A 20293-nucleotide genomic window follows, 5' to 3' on the forward strand; every position below is an offset into this window, starting at 1 on the left:
GCGTGTCTCTTTGGACAACTCAACTCGCCTTCCTGAGCACCCGAGCATCGCCGGCCCCCCGCAGCCCGCGTTTCCGCGCGGCGCGCGATCCCCCGGTGAACTGCGCGTCCAGCTGTGGAAGTGATGCCCGTCTCCCCTTCAGGCAAGGCTACCCGGCTGCTCGGAGCCGTGTTGCCTCCGGTTATGTGGCCCTTGCCATCCGGTTACTCGCCCTTGTCGGCACGGTTGAGGCGGGCGAGGTAGGCGTTGTAGGAGTCGAGCTCGGGGTCACCCGCGCCGCTGCGGTCGGCCCGCCGGTCGGCCCGGCGGGCCTGTCGGTCCTCGTCCTTGTACCACTGGACGGCGATGGTCAGCAGCACGATGAGCGTCGGTATCTCACCGAACCCCCAGGCGATCGCCCCGCCGTTCTGCTGCTCCTGGAGCAGCGACTCTCCCCAGGTGCGGCCCAGTTGTTCGTACCAGCCGGACGCGATCAGGGTGCCCGTCATCATCAGCGCCACCCCGAAGAACGCGTGGAACGGCATGGTCACGAACAGCGTCAGGAGCTTGCCGACGTACGGCAGGCGGTGCGGCGCCGGGTCGACCCCGATGATGACCCAGAAGAACAGCGACCCGCTGATCAGGAAGTGCAGGGTCATCCAGATGTGCCCGAGGTGCTCCTCCATGGCCGAGGCGAACAACGGCGTGAAGTAGAGCGCGTAGGTCGAGACGATGAAGAGGGCGGTGGCGATGGCCGGATGGGCGAGGACCCGGACGACCCGGCTGTGCAGGATGGTCGTCAGCCACTCGCGCGGCCCGCGGTCGCCCCGCCTGACGGCCGGCCGGATCGCGCGCAGGGCGAGCGTGACGGGCCCGCCGAGCACCAGGAAGATCGGCACGATCATGGACAGCGTCATGTGCTCGATCATGTGCACGTCGAACATGACCTTGGCGTAGCGGGCCAGGCCGCTCTGGGTGGCGAAGACCAGGATCGCCACACCGGCGAACCACGACACGGTGCGTCCCCACGGCCAGGAGTCGCCACGCCTGAGCAGCCTGACCACCCCGGCGCCGTACAGGCCGGCCAGCGCGGCGGCGACCAGCGCGAAGAACAGGTCGAGCCACCAGAGCGAGAGGACGTTGCCCACCGTGATCGGCGGCGGCATCGGGAAGCCGAGCAGGTCGAAGGCGCGGTCGGCGGGCAGGATGACCGGCGGCGGCGCGGTGCGCGAGAGCGCGACGGCCAGGCCCATGGTGGCGAGCATGAGCAGCGTCTCGCCGCCCGCCAGCCGGGTGAACGCGTGGGGCCGCCCCTCGCCGAGGCTCACCAGCGTGCGCTGCCGGTGCCACCAGCCCACGTAGCCGAGCAGCACGAACGCGACGATCTTCGCCACGACCAGCAGGCCGTAGGACGACGTCCAGAGGTCGGAGACGTTGGCCAGCCGCGCGATGACGCTGAACACGCCGGACAGGCCGACGCCGACGTAGCACCACAGGGCGAGCCTGGAGAACCTGGCGGCGGCGATGTCGAGCCGAGGCAGGCCGCGCACGGCGTGCAGCGCGACGACGACGAGCCCGCCCACCCACAGGGCGAGCGAGAGCAGGTGCAGCGACAGGCCGGAGACGGCCAGGTCGTGGTTGGGCGAGGAGGCGGAGTGGCCGGTGAGCGCCGGCGGCAGCAGCGTCACCAGCGCCAGCACCAGCAGGGCGGCCGACGCCCCCGCGGTGATGGCCCCGCGCGAGAACAGCGCGATCGCCATCGCGAACAGCACCACGAGCGTGAGCGCGATGCCCTGGCTGGTCTGGGTGGCGTAGCTGGTCAGGTAGTTGCCGGTGAGCACCTGGGTGACCGGCCGGCCCCACGAGTCGGCCACGCCGAACAGCAGCGTGAGGAAGGCCGCGGCGCCCCAGGCCACCGCGGTCCACGAGGCGGCCTGCACGTCGCGCAGCGCGTCGCGGCCGAGCACGCCCTTGTCGTTGGGCAGCAGCATGGTGGCCGTCAGCAGCAGGCCGACGGTGAGGACGCCCGCCACGTCCATGGCGAGCTTGGACAGCGGCAGCCCCCACCGGGTGATCACGCCGGCGTCGGGCAGCCCGGCGATGATCCGGGGGAAGGCCGCGCCTCCCACGATCATGGCGATCACCAGTCCGGCGACGGACGCGGCGGACGCGACGACCGCCAGACGCGCGGCCCTCGTCACGGCTTCTTCTTGCGCATGCTGAGCAGGAACCCGACCCCGATGCCGGCCAGCGCCCCGACGACGACGAGCAGCCAGACGGGGAACGCGACCGAGGATTCCTCCTGGGACGCCGCCTGCGTGGCGTCCGGCTGCGACACCTGTCCTGCCGTCTGCTCGGCGGTGGGGGCGGCGGTGGGCTCGGCCGCGGATCCGGCGGTCGGCTCAGCCGACGCGGACGGCGCCGCGGACGGCTCGGCGGTCGGCTCGGCGGTCGGCGGCGCGCCCTTGACGGTGAACGGGATCTCGCCCTCCACCGGGTGACCGTCGGAGGAGACGACGCGGTAGGCGATCGTGTAGGCGCCGTCGGGCAGGGTGCCGCCGAGCCGCTGCGTCACCACCGGGCCGTCGGCCGTGGGGGCGCCGAGCTGGTGCTCGGCGCCGTCCGCGGCACGGACGATGACGAACGGCATGCGGACCTTCGCGGTGAACTCGAGCGTGACCTCGTCGATCTTCTTGACCGTCGCGCCCTTGGCCGGGTCGCTGCGCTTGAGCGCGTCGTGTGCCAGGGCGGGCACGGCGGCGCCGATCACGAGCAGGGCGGCGAGGATCGCGGTGAGGGACGTGAGCAGGGTTCTCTTCATGGCATCCCCAGGCTACCGACGCCGCCCCACGGTCCGGGACTCAGTCACAGACCGGCGCAGGCCAGGGCCCGCTGGTATCCCTCCACCGCGCCGTGGGTGTCGCCCAGCTGCTCCATCGTCTCGGCCGCGGCGTACCAGGTGCCGGCCGCGCGGCGGGAGTCGGGCAGCGGCGTGAGCCACTCACGCACCGCGGCCAGCTCGCGCTCGGCGGAGGCGAGGTCGCCGAGGCCGCCGTGGGCGCGGCTCAGCAGCAGGTGGGCCTCGGCCTCCAGGGCGCGGGCGGTGGTCGGCAGCAGCTCCTGCCCGGCGCGGCCGTGGGCGATCGCCCGCTCGAGGTTGCCCGCCATGATCTCGATGCGGGCGAGCTCGACCTGGGTGTTGGCCCGGTCGAGGGTGCTCGCCGACGTCTGCGCCAGCTCCTGCTCGGTGCGCAGCAGCACGGTGCGGACCTCGTCGACGGAGTCGGGGCGGACCCGGAGCTTCAGGGTGGCGTACGCCACACGGGTGCGGGCGAGACTGCGCGGCTGGCCGTTCTCCGACTGGATGGCCAGTGCGCGCTCGGCGAAGCTCAGCGACTCCTCACCGTGGCCGGTGCTCTCGGCCACGACGGCGGCGTTCCAGCAGGCCGCGACGATCGAGCGGGGGGTGTTGAGCATCTCCGCCGCGTTGAGCAGCTCGGCGGCGAACTGGCGGGCGCGCAGCAGGTCGCCGCTGTGCAGGTAGGCGATGAGCAGGGTCGCGCCGAGCTCCATCAGCCCGTCGGACCAGGCCGGCCGCGACGAACCGCCGAGGATCGCCTCGCCGACCTTGACCGCCTCGCTCAGCCGGTCGCTCTGCCGGTAGACGCGGCACAGGGCGATCGCGACGTCGATGTGGCGCTCCGCGCCGAGCTCCTCGGCCCGCAGCCTGTTGAGGACGTCGATCGCCTCGTCGAGCTCGCCGCAGGCCTCCATGGCCAGCGCCAGGCCGAATTCGGTGTCTTGACGGAGCGACGTGAGACCTGTCAGGTTGTTGTTCGCCAGCAGCTCACCGAAGCGGGTGCGGGCCTCCCGCACCTCACCGTTCTCGAGGGCGAGCCTCGCGTAACCGAGCGCGAGCTCGATGTCCTCCAGCTGCTCGGCGGTGACTCCGTTGAGGAGATAGGAGAGCGAACAGTCGAGCTTCTGAGCCAGCAACTCCAGGACGGCCGGAGTCGGGGTACGCTTGCCACTCTCGATCAAGGAGACGTAGCTGTCCGACAACTCTGGGTGTGCGAGCTGCGCCTGCGACAGCCCGCGCTGCCGCCTCACTGTCTTGATGCGGAGTCCGACCAGGTCAGATGTAGTCACAGCTGCTACTCCCTGAGATGATTACGTCCGAACAACACATAGGCGAGGGAGAACCCCCATGCGCACGCGCATTGCCCTGTCCGTAGTAGGCACGTTTCTCACGGCCGTGGTGGCCGTAGGAAGCAATGCTACGACCGCGATGGCCGACTCGTCTCCTGTCGCGCCTGCGATATCGGCACAATTCGAAGTCCCCTCCTGCTGCTAGCCCGAGCCGTCCGCACTGACGGCCGACGACGTCCCCCACCATGAAGGTCCATGCCTGGTGCCGCACACACCGCGGCCTGCGGGGTGGGGGGCGCTGTTCGGGTTTCTCCCGATCAGCCCGCCCGCAGCGCGAGGAAGAAGTCCACTCTGTCCGCCATCGCTGACAGATCCCTGCCGGTGAGCTCCTCGACCCTCCTGATCCGATAGCGGACCGTGTTGACGTGCACGTGCAACCGCTCGGCGCACGCGTGCCACGACCCGGCGCAGTCGAGGAAGGTGCCCAGGGTCCGCACCAGCTCCGACTGGTGCAGCCGGTCATAGTCGGCCAGCGGCCCCAGCAGGCGTCCGGCGAACGACCGCCGCACGTCGCCCGGCACCGTGGCCAGCAGGAGCGCGTGCGTGTAGATCTCGTCGCTGGTCACCACGCCGCCCGAGCGGGCCTCGGCCAGCCTCCTGGCGTGACCGGCCTCCTCGACGCCGCCCTTGACGGCCGCCGCGCCGGACAGCTCGCCGCTCAGCCCGACGCAGACGTGGCCGTCGGGCAGGGCCGCCAGGACCTCCACGCCGCGGCGCAGCCGCTGCGCCAGCCCGGCGACGGTCGTGCCGCGCAGCGGCACCAGCGCCACCGCGCCGTCCGCGTGCGCCGCCGCGACGACCTCGCGGCCCAGGAGCTCCTCCAGCACCGGCCCGCCCAGCGCCGCCGGGCCGGGCCCGCGTCGCGCGTCCGGCTGCGGCACGGTGAGGTGCGCCACCGCGTACGGCTCCGCGGCGTCGATGCCGCAGGTGCGCAGCCCCGCGTTGAGTTCGGCCGGGTCGGCGCCGGCCAGGGCGGCCCTGACGAGCTGCTCGGTCAGCCGCCGCTCGACCCGGCGGCCCTCCTCCATCCGGCTGCGTTCGAGGGCCACGCAGGCGGCCAGCTCGTAGCCGAGGTCGGGCCGGTCCATCAGGTCACCGTCGCAGGCCAGCAGCCAGCCCGCCGCCCGGTGTCCGCTGCCCACGTCGAAGACCGTGTGGCGGCCGGCCGGGCAGGGCAGCCGGGCGGCGGTCAGGTAGGCCCGCGCGAGCCGTACCGGATCGTCCACGGAGCCGACGATCACCTCGCCGGACGCGGAGAGCACCGCGCCCGTGACGCCGAGTTCGGCGGCGGTCAGCTCGAACAGATCGGGCAGGCCGGCGCCCTCGGCGACGGCGGCCACCAGCCTGCGGTGGCGGCCGAGCGCGGCGCGCATGTCGCCGGGCAGGCGGGACGCGACGCGCTCGGCGATCGCCCGGAAGGAGACCTCGGTGGGCACGTCGAGCAGCGGCAGCCCGGCCTCCTCGCAGGCCGCGACCACGTCGGCCGGGATGTGGCCCAGCCGGGCGCGGCCCGCGCCGAGCGCGGACACCCCGGCCTCGACCAGCGCGGCCACGAACCGGGCGGAGTCGGCGGGGGTGTGCCGCCACATGAGCCCGGTGAGCACCAGCTCGCCGCCCGACAGGTAGCGTCCGGGCTCGGGCAGGTCGGTGATGTGCACGGTGTGGAACTCGCGGCCGGGGTCACCGGTGAGCAGCGTGAGACTCAGCCCGTCGACGGCCAGCAGGTCCCTTATGCGCACTTGGAGGAATATACAAGGCATCCCGTCAAGTGCTGACTCCGATTTCACGTCCCGCGCATAGGCTGACCGGCCCCGCCGGTGCTCTACTCGGATAATGACCGAAACGGCGGGTGTGACGCGGCAGGACGTCGGCGCGAGCGCGCGGCGGCCCGACGCCACGCTCAAGGTGACGGGCGAGTTCGCCTACGCCTCCGACCTGTGGCTCGACGGCATGGTGTGGGGCGTGACGCTGCGCAGCCCGCACGCCTCGGCGTGGATCCGGTCGATCGACGTCGGGCCCGCGCTGGCGATGCCCGGCGTGCTCGCCGTGCTCACCCACGAGGACGTGCCGGGCGAGAAGCACTACGGCCTGGAGCTGAAGGACCAGCCGGTGCTGGCCGTCGACCAGGTGCGCTACCAAGGCGAACCGGTGGCTCTGGTGGCGGCCGAGCATCCGGAGACCGCGCGCCGGGCCGCGGCGGCGATCGTGGTGGACTACGAGCCGCGCGAGGCGGTGACCGACCCGCGCGCGGCCACGAGCTTCGTCAGGCGGCAGCCGGTCGTGGTCGGCGGCACGTTCGAGGCCGACGTCGTGGTGACCGGCGAGTACGAGGTCGGCATGCAGGACCAGGCGTTCCTGGGGCCGGAGTCGGGGCTGGCGGTCCCGGCCGAGGACGGCGGCGTCGACCTCTACATCGCCACCCAGTGGCTGCACGTGGACCGCGACCAGCTCGCGCCGTGCCTCGGCCTGCCGCGGGAGAAGGTACGGCTGACGCTCTCCGGGGTGGGCGGCGCCTTCGGGGCCCGGGAGGACCTGTCGATGCAGGTGCACGCCTGCATGCTGGCGTTGCGGCTGAACCGCCCCGTGAAGATCGTGTACGGCCGCGAGGAGTCCTTCTTCGGTCACGTGCACCGCCATCCCGCCTGGATGCGCTACGAGCACGGCGCCACCCGTGACGGCCGGCTCGTGTACGTCAAGGCCGACATCCTGCTCGACGGCGGCGCCTACTGCTCCTCCTCGCCGGCGGTCGTCGGCAACGCCGCCTCGCTGGGCGTGGGGCCGTACGAGGTGCCGAACGTGCGGGTCGTGGCGACCGGCGTCTACACCAACAACCCGCCGTGCGGGGCGATGCGCGGGTTCGGCGCGGTGCAGGCCTGCTACGCCTACGAGTCGCAGATGGACCGCCTGGCCGAGGCGTGCGGGCTGTCGCCGGTCGAGATCCGGGTGCGCAACGCCGTGTCGCAGGGGTCGGCGCTGATCACCGGCCAGGTGATCGACTCGCCCGCGCCGCTCGCCGAGATGCTGCGCGAGCTGGAGGCGATGCCGCTGCCCGGCCCGGCCGCCGCCGACCTGCGCGCGCTGCCGGGCGGCGTCTCGCAGACCACCCACGGCGAGTCCGTACGGCGTGGCGTCGGCTACGGCGTGGGCATCAAGAACATCTGCTTCTCCGAGGGCTTCGACGACTACTCGACGGCCAGGGTGCGGGCCGAGCTGGTCGGCGGCGAGCCGCACGTCACCGTGCACACCGCGGCGGCCGAGGTCGGGCAGGGCCTGGTGACCGTCCAGGCCCAGATCGCCCGCACCGAGCTGGGCGTCCAGAACGTGACCGTGGCCACGGCCGACACGGCGGTCGGCTCGGCGGGCTCGTCCTCGGCCTCCCGGCAGTCCTATGTCACCGGTGGCGCGGTGAAGGCGGCCTGCGAAGCCGTACGGGCTCGGTTCGACGGGTTGGCCGCCCGGGAGGCGCTGGAGAGGTTCGGGCCGATCGAGGAGACGCGGGAGTACCGTCACCGGCCCACCTACCCGCTGCATCCCGAGACGGGGCAGGGCGACTCGCACACCCAGCTGGCGCTGTGCGTGCACCGGGCCGTGGTGGACGTGGACGTGGAGCTGGGCCTGGTGAAGGTGGTCGAGCTGGCCGCCGTCCAGGACGTGGGCCGGATCCTGAACCCGCAGGCGCTGGAGGGCCAGATCCACGGCGGGTCCGCGCAGGGGCTCGGGCTGGCGCTGATGGAGGAGATCCGGCTGCGCGACGGACAGGTGCTGAACCCGTCGTTCACCGACTACCTGATCCCCACCATCCTCGACATGCCGCCGATGGTGACCACGATCCTGGAGAATCCCGACCCCGCCGCGCCGTACGGACTGCGCGGGGCGGGCGAGCCGCCCACGCTGTCGTCCACGCCCGCCATCGCGGCGGCGGTGCGGGCGGCTACGGGCCGCGAGTTGACGCGCGTTCCCATCAGACCGGAAGATATCGCCCTGGTTTGACAGACGGGGAGGTTCCGATGACGGACGCGCGTGAAGCGGCCAAGGCGGAGTTCGAGCGGTTCGACAGCGACGGCGACGGCCTGCTGACGGCCGCCGAGATCAGGCAGGTCAACCTGGCGCTGGGCGCCCAGGGCGCCACCAGCGAGGAGATCGAGGCGTTCATCGCCTCGGCCGACCGCGACGGCGACGGCCAGATCGGGCTGGAGGAGTTCGCCGCCCTGGTGGGCGGCGGCAAGCACGAGAAAGCGTGATCATCTCTCCCGCCGGGTAGGTTTGCCGCGATTCCCCCTGATCATGAGGGGGGATGGCTGTGCTCGACAAGCTCTTCGAGCTGTCCGGGCGGGGAAGCGACGCCGGCCGCGAGATGCGTGGCGGGGTCACCACCTTCATGGCGATGGCCTACATCATCCTGCTCAACCCGATCATCCTGGCCGGCGCGCAGGACGTCACCGGCGCCCGGCTCACCATCGCGCAGCTGACCACGTCGACGGCCCTGGCCGCGGCCGTCAGCACGCTGCTGATGGCGTTCGCCGGCAACGCGCCGTTCGGCCTGGCGGCCGGGCTGGGGCTGAACGCCCTCGTCGCCTACCAGGCCGCCCCGCACATGACCTGGCCGCAGGCGATGGGCCTGGTCGTGCTCGAAGGCGTGGTCATCATCGTGCTCGCCGTGACCGGCCTGCGCACTCTGATCATGAACGCGATCCCGCTGGCGCTGAAGCATGCCATCAGCGTCGGGATCGGGATGTTCATCGCGCTGGTCGGGCTGGTCGACGCCGGGTTCGTCACCACGGGGACGGGCACTCCGGTGCAGCTCGGCGCGACCGGGCACCTCACGGGCTGGCCGGTCGCCGTCTTCTGCTTCGGCCTGCTCCTGATGATCGTCCTGTACGCGCGCAGGGTCCCGGCGGCCATCCTGATCAGCATCGCGGTGACCACCGTGGTGGCCGTGGCGGTGAACTCGCTGGCCACCATCGCGCCCGGGGCGTGGGGCGTGGTGACGCCGCGGATGCCGGAGTCGCTGGTCGCCGCGCCGGACTTCGGGCTGGTGGGGCAGGTGGACGTGTTCGGCGGGTTCGCCCGGGCCGGCGCGCTGACGGCCACCGTGGTGCTGTTCACCCTGGTGCTGTCCGGGTTCTTCGACGCCATGGGCACGATCATCGGCGTCAGCGACGAGGCCGGGCTGGTCGACGAACGCGGCCGGGTGCCGAGGCTGGGCCGCATCCTCACCGTGGACGGCGTCGCGGGCGTCGTCGGCGGGGTGACGAGCGCGTCGGCCAACACGGTGTTCGTGGAGTCGGCGGCGGGCGTCGGCGAAGGGGCGCGCACCGGGCTGGCCTCCGTCGTGACGGGCGCGCTGCTCGGTCTCACGCTGCTCTTCACGCCGCTGGCGGCCGTGGTGCCCGCCGCGGCCGCCGCCCCGGCGCTGGTGCTCGTCGGGGCGCTGATGATGACGCAGAGCCGCAACGTGCCGTGGGAGGACCTGGAACTGGCGGTGCCGGCGTTCCTGACGATCGCGCTGATGCCGTTCACGTACTCGATCACCAACGGGGTGGGGGCCGGGGTGATCACGTACACGCTCATCAAGGCGGCGCGGGGCAAGCGCGCCCAGATCCCGTGGCTGCTCTGGGTCGTGTCGCTGGTCTTCCTCGCGTACTTCGGGATCTCCGCGCTGCAGAACCTCTTCGGCTGAGTGCTAGCGGATGTCGGGGGTGTTGCAGGCCACGCCGTTGCCGTCGACGTCGACGTACCAGGCGTATTCGGGGTGGACGCCCTTGGTGTAGGGGCCGTCGCCGGCCGCCACGGCCTCCTTGCAGCTGGCGTAGCGGCGGTCGCGCGTGGGGCGGTCACCGGTCTCCAGGGCGGCCGGGCCCGTCGAGACGGGCAGGCTCGTGTCAGGCACGCCGGTGTTGGGGACGCCCGTACCGGGATCGCCCGTGCCGGGGACGCCCGTGTTGGGGACACCCGTGCCGGGGTCGCCCGTGTTCGGGGGACCGGGGTCGGGGTTGCCCAGGTCGGATGGGTTCGGGCCGGGAGTGCCCGCGCCCGCCGGGTCGCCCAGGAGGCGGGCGGCGATCGCGTCGGCCTCCTCCTTGGTGAACCCGGCGATGCTCAGACTGTCGCCGTCCATGCTCTGGGTGACGATGGGCGCCGCCACCACGGTCGCGGGCACCAGCACGACGGCGACCTGACGCTGGTCGGTCACCAGCTCGTCGATGAGCTCGGCCACCTTGTCGCGGAAGGCGGGGGCGATCGCGACGCGGACCGAGTAGGTGCCGTCCTTCTCGCGCACCGGGGCGATCCGCTGCACGGCGTTGACCGTGACCCCGTCCTCCAACAGGTAGCAGGTGGTCTGCCGTTCGTCGAGCACGGCCTGGACGCCGGGGCACGGAGCCGCCTTGGTCTCGCGGACCGGGGCGAAGTGGATGGGCGTGGCCAGCCGGCGCGGCGGCGTGCCCCCGAGGAACGGGGCGTCGGGACTCTTGGTCATCAGCACGGCCACGGTGCCGGCCACACCGGCCAGGAGCACGACCAGGACGAGCGAGACGATCAGCACGATGGTGGTCACTCGGCTGGCCTGCGGCTCTTCCCTGACCGCGGAGGGGCTCTCTCCCGGGCTGTCCATCCTTGACGACACCATCCTGAGGTTCGGGCTGCGGGTGAGCTTATCGAGGACGGGCAGAACCCAGGTAATCAGCAGAACAATCCTCAATTCTCTCGTGACAGGCGGCGGAACTGAGGAACGAGGACAGGGCGACGGCAGTCACCGGCGCCCGGTGAAACGGAAGTGGCCCCATGAAGGTCGGCGTTCCCCGCGAGATCAAGGACAACGAGTATCGCGTCGCGCTCACCCCGGCGGGTGCGCACGAGTTCATCCGGCACGGCCACCAGGTCCTCGTCGAGCGCGGGGCGGGCGTCGGCTCGGCGCTGCCCGACGCCGACTTCGAGGCGGTCGGCGCGACCATGGTCGGCGAGGCGGACGAGGTGTGGGCCGAGGGCGATCTGGTCCTGAAGGTGAAGGAGCCGGTGGCCGAGGAGTATCACCGGATGCGCAAGGGGCAGGTGCTGTTCACCTACCTCCATCTGGCCGCCTCACGGGCGTGCACCATGGCGATGCTCAACGCGGGCGTCACCGGAGTCGCCTACGAGACCGTACAGACCCCCGATGGCGCGCTGCCCCTGCTGGCGCCCATGTCGGAGGTCGCCGGCCGGCTCGCGCCACAGGTCGGGGCCTACCATCTGATGCGCTCGCAGGACGGCAGGGGCGTGCTGATGGGCGGCGTGTCCGGGGTGCACGCGGCTCGCGTGGTGGTGATCGGGGCCGGCGTGTCGGGCATGAACGCGGCGGCCATCGCGCTCGGCATGCAGGCCGAGGTGCTGCTGCTCGACCGGAACATCGACAAGCTGCGCCAGGCGGACATGATCTACCAGGGCCACTGCCAGACCGTGGCCTCCAACTCGCTGGAGATCGAGCTGGCGGTCCTGAGCGCCGACCTGGTGATCGGCGCGGTGCTCATCCCCGGCGCGCGGGCGCCTCGGCTGGTCTCCAGCGAGCTGGTCAGCCGGATGAGGCCGGGCTCGGTGCTGGTGGACATCTCGATCGACCAGGGCGGCTGCTTCGAGGACTCACGCCCGACGACGCACGCCGAGCCGACCTACCCGGTGCACGACTCGATCTTCTACTGCGTGGCCAACATGCCCGGCGCCGTGCCGCACACCTCGACGTACGCGCTCACGAACGTGACGCTCCCGTACGCGCTGGCCATCGCCGACCTGGGCTGGAGGGACGCGATGCGCCAAGATCGGGCCCTGTCGCTCGGCCTGAGCACCCACGAGGGACGCCTGACGAGCAGGCCGGTCGCCGAGGCGCACCGGCTGGAGTCCATACCGCTGGAGGACGTCCTCGAATAGCGCCCGCTCAGAGGTGCTCCATCACGAACACCGCCGTGGTGTCGGCCCGCAGGGCCTGGAAGATGTGCGGGGTGTCGCCGGGATAGCGGACGTAGTCGCCGGGCCCGAGCTCGGCCGGCTCCTCGGCCGGGCCCGCCAGCGCCCGGCCGCTGCTCAGCACCACGTGCTCGCTGGTGCCCGGCGGGTGGGCGGCCGAGAGCTGGGCCCGGCCCGGCTGGGCCACGATCCGGTAGATGTCGCGCCGGGCGTTGGGCGGGCAGGAGGCGAGCAGCGTGGCCGCGTAGCCGGCCTGCTCGGAGTGGGCGACCGGCCCATCGCCGGCCCGGATCACCCGGACGTCCGGCCGCGGCGGATCGACCAGCGCGCTGAACGGCACGCCGAGCGCGGAGCCGAGCGCCCACAGCGTCTCCACGCTGGGATTGCCGGTGCCGGATTCGAGTTGGGAGAGGGTGGACTTGGCCAGCCCCGCCCGCCTGGCCAGCTCGGTCAGCGACAGCCCGGCGCGGGCGCGCTCGCGCCGGATCGCCCCGGCGATCAGCCCGATGAGGTCGGAGGGCGCCCGCACGCCCTCGCTCGCGGAACCGGTTCTCACCTGTTCGCTCCAGAAGTCGATCTGTTCGGCTTGACGAACACCGTCCATCGCGTTCAGCCTAGTGCGCGGACGTTCGCCCCAACGAACCCTTGAGCCGATCCGGAGACAATCATGGGACACCTCGGCATCCTCGCCCACAGCACGGAGGGCGCGGCGCTCTGCTTCCTCGCCTACTGCCAGGAGGGGTTCCGGCGGACCGGCCGCCACGAGCACCCCGACGTGACCCTCGACTACATCGCCTTCGGCCGCAGCATGCCCGCGTGGGAGGCGGGCGATCACGCCTCGATCAGGGCCACGCTGTCGACCAGCGTCGACCGGCTGGCCCGGGCGGGTGCCGGCTTCTTCGCCTGCCCCGACAACACCGCGCACCTGGCCCTCGAACACCCCGGCCCGGAGCTCGCGCTGCCCGGCCTGCACCTGGCCGAGGTCGTCGCCGAGCAGGCCGCAGCCGACGGCCGCCGGCGGGTCGGCGTCCTCGGCACGACGTACCTCATGGACGGCCCCGTCTACCCCCGCGCGATGGCCGCCCGTGGCATCGCCACCGAGGTGCCGGACCCGGCCGACCGCGACCTGGTCAACAGGATCATCTTCGAGGAGCTGGTGAACGGCGTCTTCACCGACGAGTCCAGGCGGGAGTACGTGCGCGTCGTCGAACGACTGGCCGGGCGGGGCTGCGACGCGGTCGCGCTGGTGTGCACCGAGATCCCGCTCCTGGTGACCCCGGAGGTCTCTCCCCTGCCCACGCTCGACTCGACCCGGCTGCTGGCCCGCGCGGCCTACGACGTCGCCGTGGGCGACCGGCCGCCGCCCACGTGGCGCGGCGGCCCGGTGGCCGGCTGACCGGCGACGCCGCCCCGGGTCAGAACCTGCCGGGGCGGGCGGCCGTCACTGGCCGGTCGTCACTGGCCGGTCGTCACCGGCCGGTCGTCACCGGCCGGTCGTCACCGGCCGGTCGTCACCGGCCGGTCGTCACTGGCCGGTGGGGCTGGCGCTCGGCGAGAGCGTCTCCATCGGCGTCTGTCCCTGCGGCTCGGGCGGCAGCGGAGCCACGTCGGCCGTGGTGGTGATGGCGTCGGGCCCACCACAGGTGGCGCCGGGCTCCGGGGTGTCCTTGCCGTTCTGGAACTTCTTGATGAAGGCGGCCAGCTTGGGGTCGTCAGGGCTGTCCAGCTTGAGCTGGTGTCCCCAGGAGGAGGCCACGATCGGCGCCGGCAGGTCCGGGAAGGGACTCATCAGCATGTATTCCTGCTGGCCGGTCGAGGTGGCCACCTCGGTCAGCTTGTCGACCTGCGCCTTGGGCAGGTCGGGCCGGTAGGTGATCCAGATGGCGCCGTGCTCCAGGGAATGCACCCCGTGCTCGCTGTGGATCGGCTTGGCATAGATGTCGCACTGCTGCCAGTAGTTGCTGTGCTCACCGCCGACGGGCGGCGACTCCTTGTAGGAGACCGGCTTCCACACGTGCTGCGCGGACTCGTAGGAGTAGTTGGCCACCGCGTCGAGCGACGTCTCCCGAGACTGCTTGACCAGGTAGAAACCGACCAGACCGACGAGCAACACGATGACGGCGCCCCCGGACCCCCACATGAGGAACGCGGTGCGACGCTCCTTGCGCTGCTGCTCGGCCCGCATCCGCTGCAGATGCTCCCGCCGCGCCTGCGCCTTCTCCTTCATCGTTCCTCCATCAGCCTGCCAATCTCGGGTCACCCTATGCCCTCCGGGCGTATGCGGAGAATAAGGCGGTCGAAAGCGATCGTTCCTCCCTTCTCGTACGAGATGGATAGGCTGGACTCGCCATGCGTAATCCCGCGAAGAACCCACTGCTCATCGCCGGCGCCGTGCTGATCGCCGGCGCGGCGGTCCTCCTGTTCGTGCTCGGCCGAGGCGCGGACCCGGCCGAGACCTCCGCCGAGGCCGGGTTCGCCCGCGACATGAGCGTCCACCACGCGCAGGCCGTCGACATGTCGTTCATCATCAGGGACAAGACGCAGTCCAAGGAGATCCGCAACCTGGCCTTCGACATCATCACCACGCAGTCCACGCAGCGCGGCATGTTCATCGGCTGGCTGGAGCAGTGGGGGCTCGGCCTGTCGACCGACCTGCGGCCGATGGCCTGGATGCACGGCCACGGCCACGGCGCCGCGACGACCGAGGCCGCCGAGCCCGGTGTGATGCCGGGCATGGCCGGCGCCGCGGAGCTGGCCAAGCTCAAGGAGCTGCAGGGCACCGAGGCCGAGGTGCTCTTCCTGCAGCTGATGATCCGCCACCACGAGGGCGGGGTGCGGATGGCCGAGGGCCTGCTGAAGCTGTCCGACCGCGACGAGGTGGTCAACATGGCCCAGAAGATCGTCAAGGGGCAGAGCGGCGAGATCAAGCTGATGACCGACATGCTCGGGCATCGGGGCGCGCAGCCGTAGTCGTGAGCGTCGACGCGGTCGTCGTGGGATCGGGCCCCAACGGGCTGGTCGCGGCGATCGAGCTGGCCCGCGCCGGACGCCGGGTGCTGCTGCTGGAGGCGGCCGAACGGTTCGGCGGCGGGCTGCGGTCGGCGGAGCTGACGCTGCCCGGCCGGGTGCACGATCTCGGCGCGACCGTGATGGCGATGGCGCTCGCCTCGCCCGCGATGCGCGGGCTCGGACTGGAAGGGCGCGGGCCGGGGCAGGTCGAGTTCGTCCATCCCGGCGTGGCGGCCGCGCATCCGCTCGACGACCGGCCGGCCGTGCTCGTGCACCGCGACGCCGGCCGCACGCGTGAGGGGCTCGGCGCCGACGGCGCGGTCTGGGACGCGACCGCCGGGGCGGCGGCGCGGGCCGGGTTCCCGCTGGTCGACCTGCTGGTGAAGCCGCTAGGGCCGTGGCGGCCGGATCCGCGCGCGTTCGCGGCCGCGGCGAGGTTCGGAGTCGCGGCGGCGCTGCCGGCCACGACGTTCGCCCGGCGGGCCCTGCGCACGGTCGAGGGCCGCGCGGTGTTCGCCGGCATGGCCGCGCATTCCGTGCTCGACCTGCGCTCCCCCATCACCACCGGGTACGGCCTGCTGCTGGCGTCGCTGGCCCACCTGGTCGGCTGGCCGCTGGTGAAGGGCGGCTCGCAGGTCCTGGCCGACGCCCTGGTGGCCAGGCTGCGGGAGCTGGGCGGCGAGGCGGTCACCGGCCACCGGGTGCGGCGCCTCGACGAGCTCACCGGGCTGGGCGCCGAGACGATCGTGCTGGACGTGACCCCCCGGCGGTTCCTGGAGATGGCCGAGCTGCCCGCGCGTTACCGTCGCCGGCTGGAGCGCTACCGGTACGGGCCGGGGGTGTTCAAGCTCGACTGGGCGCTCGACGGGCCGGTGCCGTGGCGCGATCCGGCCGTCGCCGCGGCGGGGACCGTCCATCTGGGCGGCACCCTGGAGGAGATCGCGCTGAGCGAGGCCGAGGTGGCCGCCGGGCGTCACTCGCCCCGGCCGTACGTCCTGCTCACCCAGCCCTACGCGGCCGATCCGACGCGGGGCGGCCACACGCTGTGGGCCTACTGCCACGTCCCGAACGGCTCCCCCGTGGACATGACGGGGGCGATCGAGGCGCAGATCGAGCGCTACGCGCCCGGCTTCCGCGACCGGGTGCTGGCCCGCCACGCGATGGGCCCGGCCGACCTGGAGGCGTGGAACCCCAACCTGGTGGGCGGCGACATCGGGGGCGGGCTGGCCGGCCTGCGTCAGTTCGTCAACCGCCCGGTCTGGTCGCCGGCGCCCTGGCGCACCCCGCTGCCCGGCGTCTTCCTCTGCTCGGCCTCGACGCCGCCGGGGGGCGCGGTGCACGGGATGGGCGGCTGGCAGGCCGCCCGCCTCGCCACCCGCGGTTAGGCCAGCTCCTCGGCGATCGCCGCGGCGAACGCGTCCACGTCGGCCTCGGTGGTGTCGAACGCGCACATCCACCGCACCTCGCCCGTCGCCTCGTTCCAGGTGTAGAAGCGGAAGCGCTTCTGCAGCCGCTCGGTGACGTCCTTGGGCAGGACGGCGAAGACCGCGTTGGCCTCGACCGGCCGCGGCACCTCGACCCCGGGAAGGTCGCGCACCACCTCGGCCAGCCGCCGCCCCATCGCGTTGGCCTGCCGGGCGTTGCGCAGCCACAGGTCACCGGAGAGCAGCGCCTCGAACTGGGCCGACACGAACCTCATCTTCGACGACAGCTGCATGAACGTCTTGCGGAGGTAGTCGATCCCGGTGGCCGCCGACGGGTTGAGCACCACGACGGCCTCGCCGTACAGCATGCCGATCTTCGTGCCGCCGAAGGAGAGCACGTCGACGCCCGCGTCGGTGGTGAGCGCCCGCATCGGGACGTCGAGGGCGGCGGCGGCGTTGGTCAGCCGCGAGCCGTCGAGGTGGACGAGCAGGCCGCGCTCGTGCGCGTGGGCGCAGATCGCGGCCATCTCCTCGGGCGTGTAGACGGTGCCGAGCTCGGTGGTGTTGGAGATGGACACGACGCGCGGCTGGGCCCGGTGCACGTCGCCGAAGCCCCACGCCTGGCGGTCGATCAGCTCGGGCGTGAGCTTGCCGTCGGGCGTGGGCACGGGCAGCAGTTTGATGCCGCCCACCACCTCGGGGGCGCCGCCCTCGTCGGTGTTGATGTGGGCGGTCTCCGCGCAGATGACCGCCTCCCACTGGGCGGTCATCGCGCGCAGCGATACGACGTTGGCGGCGGTGCCGTTGAACACCGGCCAGGCCTGCGCCTGCTCGCCGAAGTGACGCTGGAAGACCTCGCGCAGCGCTTCGGTGTAGACGTCGTCGCCGTAGGCGATCTGGTGGCCGCCGTTGGCGTCGGCGATGGCCCGCAGGATGTCGGGGTGCACCCCGGCGTAGTTGTCGCTGGCGAACGCCTTGAGCAGGGGGTCGTGCCGGGGAGTCACTGGGTGAGGTCCAATCGCGTGCCGTTGAGGTCGGCGGCGGGCCGGTCGTAGAGCCCGCCGATGGCCCGGGCCAGGTCGGTCACGTCGGTGAAACCGGCGAACTTCGCCTCGGGCTTGGCCGCCCGCATGGCGTCGTTGACCAGGGCCTTGACGACGAGGATGACGGCGGCGGAGCCGGTGCCGCGCAGCGCGTCGGCCAGGGAGAGGGTCCACGCCTCGGCGGCGGCCTTGGCGGCGGCGTAGGCGGCGCCCCCGGCGGTGGGGTGCCCGGCGGCCTTGGCCGAGACGATCACGAACCGGCCGTCCCGGCTCCTGCGCAGCAGCGGCTCGAAGGCCAGCGACACGTGCTGGAGGGTACGGATCAGCAGGTCGTGCAGGTCGTTCCAGTCCTCCAGCCGGGTCTCGGCGAAGCTGCCGGAGCCGCGCCAGCCGCCGACCAGGTGCACCACGCCGTCGACGCCGCCGTGCTCGCGTTCGACGCGGGCCGCCAGGTCGAGCACGGCCTCGCGGTCGAGCAGGTCGACGTCGTCCTTGTCGACGGAGATCACGGTGTCACCGTTTTTGCGGAAATATTCGGACACTGCCTGACCTGTGGGGCCCGCAGCGCCGGTTACCAGAATGATCATCCCCGGATCCCCTTAGTCGATTCGACCACGTCCGTCAGCTTACGGCGCAGCGCCTCGTAGAACATGCTGAGGGGGAACTCATCCGGCAGCACCGCGTCGACCTTGGCCTTCTGCTCCTCGGGCAGCGCCTCGACGCCCTTGGCCCAGGTGGAGGCCGGATGCGGCTCGACGTAGGCGCTGACCAGCTCGTAGGCGGCCAGCCAGTGGGCCAGCTTGGACCGGTCGATGCTGTCGCGGTAGAGCTTCTCCACCTCGCCTCGCAGGTCGGCCACCCCGCCGGCGACCCGCTCCCAGTCGATCGTGAGCCGGTTGTCGGTCCACCGGACGATGTCGTTGCGGTGCAGGTAGGCGAAGAGCAGCTGGCCGCCGAGCCCGTCGTAGTTGCGCACCCGCTCGCCGGTGATCGGGAACCGGAAGAGCCGGTCGAACAGGATGGCGTGCTGGACGTAACGGGCGTGCGGCACGCCCTGCTCCTCCAGCCGCACGGCCTCGCCGAACGCGGTCAGGTCGCAGCGCAGCTCCTCCAGGGAGTAGAGCCAGTACGGCATCCGCTGCTTGATCATGAACGGGTCGAACGGCAGGTCGCCATGGCTGTGCGTGCGGTCATGAATCAGGTCCCACATGACGTAGGTGTCCTGGGCGAGCTGCTGGGAGTCGAGCAGCCTGGCCGCGTCCGGCGGCAGGTCCAGCCTGAGCGTCTCGGTGGCGGCCCGGGACACCCGCCGGAACCTGGCGGCCTCACGGTCGGCGAAGATCGCGCCCCAGGTGAACCGCTCGGGAGTCCGCCGTACGGCCACCGTCTCGGGGAAGAGCACGGCCGAGTGGGTGTCGTAGCCGGCGGTGAACGCCTCGAACGCGACGGGCACGAACATCGGGTTGTCGTAGCCGTTCGCCTCCAGCCGGGCCAGCCACCCGGGCCAGATGGTGCGCAGCCAGACGGCCTCGAGGTTGCGGTCGGCGTTGCCGTTCTGGGTGTACATGGGGAACACCACGAGGTGCTCCAGTCCGTCGACGCGCTGGGTGTCGGGGTGGAACAGCTCCAGCGAGTCGAGGAAGTCGGGGACGCCCAGATCCTGCTCCGACCACCTGGCGAGGTCGTCCTGGACGGCCTGGAGGTAGGCGGCGTCGTGCGGGAAGTACGGCGCCAGCTCGCCCACGCGGGCGGCGACGGCCGCGACCAGTTCCTTGCCCCGCTCCTTGTGCTCGGGCACCGAGCCGTCCTTGACCTGGAGCGGCCGCAGTTCCTCGACAGCGGCGGCGAGCCCGGCGAACAGCGCGGCCTTGGTGTCGTCGCGATCCCCGGAGGCGGTGGCGGCGGGCACGCGGGCCGCCCAGGTGACGACGTTGCCCCAGAGCCTGCGGTGGTCGTAGTCGTCGATCGAGTCGTCGCCGAACAGGTCGGAGTCGGCGAACACGACGACGCGGCCCCGGCCGTGGCGCAGGGCGACGGCCAGCGGGGCGGCGGCGGGGGCGGCGGCCGGCGAGGTGGCGAACAGGACGGTGGCGTCCGCACCTGGCACGAGCACGCCCGCGCGGTAGAAGCAGGCCGTTCTGACGCCCGCGAGGAGGCCGTCGGTGGTGGCTCGCTCGGCCAGCACCCAGGTGGCGACGTCACGGTGGGCGTGCGCGGGGTCGCGCGCGGTGGTGTGCTCGATGCCGACGCCGAACCGGGCCAGCAGCTCGGCCAGGTTGTTGCCGTACTTGTCCTGCTCCTCCTCGGCCAGCACGACGAGCCCGCCGCCCTCGGCCACGAACGCCTCGACGGCGTCGAGCTCGGCGGCGGACAGGACCGGGCTGCCAGAACCGGTGGTGCGCTCCCAGCGCTCGCCCGAGGGGTGCGCGATGACCAGCACGTCCTGGTCCTGGAGCGCCTCCGCCGAAAGCTCACCCTCGGTCCGGGCCGTCACGGTGTGCCCCAGGTGCCGCAGCGCCGCCGCCGCGCGGGCATAGCTGTTGTCGTCGGGGTGGGCGGGACTGATGGTCTCGGCCACCTCTCGCCGGATGGTCCACGACTCGCTGTGGGCCTCGTCGAACAGCACCCTGGGGAAAGCCTGCATGAAATATCTCCTGTATCTTCCGCCCTACAACGGAAAATATACACAGAGAG

Annotated in this window: 17 protein-coding genes; 7 read left to right on the forward strand and 10 right to left on the reverse strand. The window is 72.2% G+C overall.

The features are described 5' to 3' along the window. Positions 1-203: 203 nt before the first annotated feature. The 4 genes from IEY82_RS21665 to IEY82_RS21680 all read right to left on the reverse strand — a co-directional run bounded on the left by IEY82_RS21665 (position 204) and on the right by IEY82_RS21680 (position 5927). Positions 204-2180: a bifunctional copper resistance protein CopD/cytochrome c oxidase assembly protein gene (locus tag IEY82_RS21665; RefSeq protein WP_225263550.1), complete on the reverse strand. Its 1977-nt coding sequence runs from the start codon at positions 2178-2180 to the stop codon at positions 204-206. Further along, positions 2177-2800, reverse strand: a complete 624-nt coding sequence (locus IEY82_RS21670) for a copper resistance CopC family protein (protein WP_189126003.1) — start codon at positions 2798-2800, stop codon at positions 2177-2179. The genes IEY82_RS21665 and IEY82_RS21670 overlap by 4 nt, the downstream gene beginning before the upstream one ends. 44 nt (positions 2801-2844) lie before the next feature. Further along, entirely contained in the window at positions 2845-4128 is a 1284-nt protein-coding gene (locus tag IEY82_RS21675; RefSeq protein WP_189126004.1) for a helix-turn-helix domain-containing protein, read from the reverse strand. 317 nt (positions 4129-4445) lie between these two features. Next, entirely contained in the window at positions 4446-5927 is a 1482-nt protein-coding gene (locus tag IEY82_RS21680) for a PucR family transcriptional regulator (RefSeq protein WP_189126005.1), read from the reverse strand. Positions 5928-6021: 94 nt separating this feature from the next. Between IEY82_RS21680 and IEY82_RS21685 the strand changes: the two genes are divergently transcribed. The 3 genes from IEY82_RS21685 to IEY82_RS21695 are packed head-to-tail and all read left to right on the forward strand — an operon-like array spanning position 6022 to position 9868. Further along, complete coding sequence (locus IEY82_RS21685; protein WP_189126006.1) at positions 6022-8178, forward strand: molybdopterin cofactor-binding domain-containing protein; 2157 nt, start codon at positions 6022-6024, stop codon at positions 8176-8178. 17 nt (positions 8179-8195) lie between these two features. Next, positions 8196-8429: an EF-hand domain-containing protein gene (locus IEY82_RS21690; protein WP_189126007.1), complete on the forward strand. Its 234-nt coding sequence runs from the start codon at positions 8196-8198 to the stop codon at positions 8427-8429. 53 nt (positions 8430-8482) lie between these two features. Then, positions 8483-9868 (forward strand): NCS2 family permease, encoded by a 1386-nt coding sequence (locus IEY82_RS21695; RefSeq protein ID WP_189126008.1) that lies wholly within the window; start codon positions 8483-8485, stop codon positions 9866-9868. 3 nt (positions 9869-9871) lie between these two features. Here the strand turns inward: IEY82_RS21695 and IEY82_RS21700 are convergent, their stop codons facing one another. Continuing rightward, entirely contained in the window at positions 9872-10801 is a 930-nt protein-coding gene (locus IEY82_RS21700) for an excalibur calcium-binding domain-containing protein (RefSeq protein WP_189126009.1), read from the reverse strand. Positions 10802-10971: 170 nt separating this feature from the next. Here IEY82_RS21700 and ald point away from each other — a divergent pair, with 170 nt between their 5' ends. Then, entirely contained in the window at positions 10972-12087 is a 1116-nt protein-coding gene (gene ald / locus IEY82_RS21705) for an alanine dehydrogenase (RefSeq protein ID WP_189126010.1), read from the forward strand. Positions 12088-12094: 7 nt separating this feature from the next. Here the strand turns inward: ald and IEY82_RS21710 are convergent, their stop codons facing one another. After that, a complete protein-coding gene (locus IEY82_RS21710; protein ID WP_189126011.1) occupies positions 12095-12727 on the reverse strand; it encodes a helix-turn-helix domain-containing protein in 633 nt (210 codons plus the stop codon). A 63-nt stretch (positions 12728-12790) separates the two neighbouring features. On the opposite strand from IEY82_RS21710, the gene IEY82_RS21715 reads away from it, so the two are divergent. Then, positions 12791-13519, forward strand: a complete 729-nt coding sequence (locus IEY82_RS21715) for an aspartate/glutamate racemase family protein (RefSeq protein ID WP_189126012.1) — start codon at positions 12791-12793, stop codon at positions 13517-13519. Positions 13520-13648: 129 nt separating this feature from the next. On the opposite strand, the gene IEY82_RS21720 is transcribed toward IEY82_RS21715, so the two are convergent. After that, positions 13649-14350, reverse strand: a complete 702-nt coding sequence (locus tag IEY82_RS21720; protein ID WP_189126013.1) for a thioredoxin-like domain-containing protein — start codon at positions 14348-14350, stop codon at positions 13649-13651. 122 nt (positions 14351-14472) lie between these two features. Between IEY82_RS21720 and IEY82_RS21725 the strand changes: the two genes are divergently transcribed. After that, on the forward strand, positions 14473-15093 hold the full coding sequence (locus tag IEY82_RS21725; RefSeq protein ID WP_189126014.1) for a DUF305 domain-containing protein: 621 nt from the start codon (positions 14473-14475) through the stop codon (positions 15091-15093). Positions 15094-15095: 2 nt separating this feature from the next. After that, entirely contained in the window at positions 15096-16517 is a 1422-nt protein-coding gene (locus IEY82_RS21730) for a phytoene desaturase family protein (protein ID WP_189126015.1), read from the forward strand. Here IEY82_RS21730 and IEY82_RS21735 read toward each other — a convergent pair. Genes IEY82_RS21735 through IEY82_RS21745 form a run of 3 tightly spaced genes read right to left on the reverse strand, consistent with a single transcriptional unit; the run spans position 16514 to position 20243 of the window. Further along, positions 16514-17560, reverse strand: coding sequence for a threonine aldolase family protein (locus IEY82_RS21735; protein ID WP_189126016.1), 1047 nt, complete (start codon positions 17558-17560; stop codon positions 16514-16516). The genes IEY82_RS21730 and IEY82_RS21735 overlap by 4 nt on opposite strands. Continuing rightward, a complete protein-coding gene (locus tag IEY82_RS21740) occupies positions 17557-18186 on the reverse strand; it encodes an SDR family NAD(P)-dependent oxidoreductase (protein WP_189126017.1) in 630 nt (209 codons plus the stop codon). The genes IEY82_RS21735 and IEY82_RS21740 overlap by 4 nt, the downstream gene beginning before the upstream one ends. Continuing rightward, entirely contained in the window at positions 18183-20243 is a 2061-nt protein-coding gene (locus IEY82_RS21745; RefSeq protein ID WP_189126018.1) for a DUF6421 family protein, read from the reverse strand. The genes IEY82_RS21740 and IEY82_RS21745 overlap by 4 nt, the downstream gene beginning before the upstream one ends. Positions 20244-20293: the final 50 nt, after the last annotated feature.

Origin of the sequence: Nonomuraea cavernae (genome assembly GCF_014646355.1) — a bacterium.
GTDB lineage: Bacteria > Actinomycetota > Actinomycetes > Streptosporangiales > Streptosporangiaceae > Nonomuraea > Nonomuraea cavernae.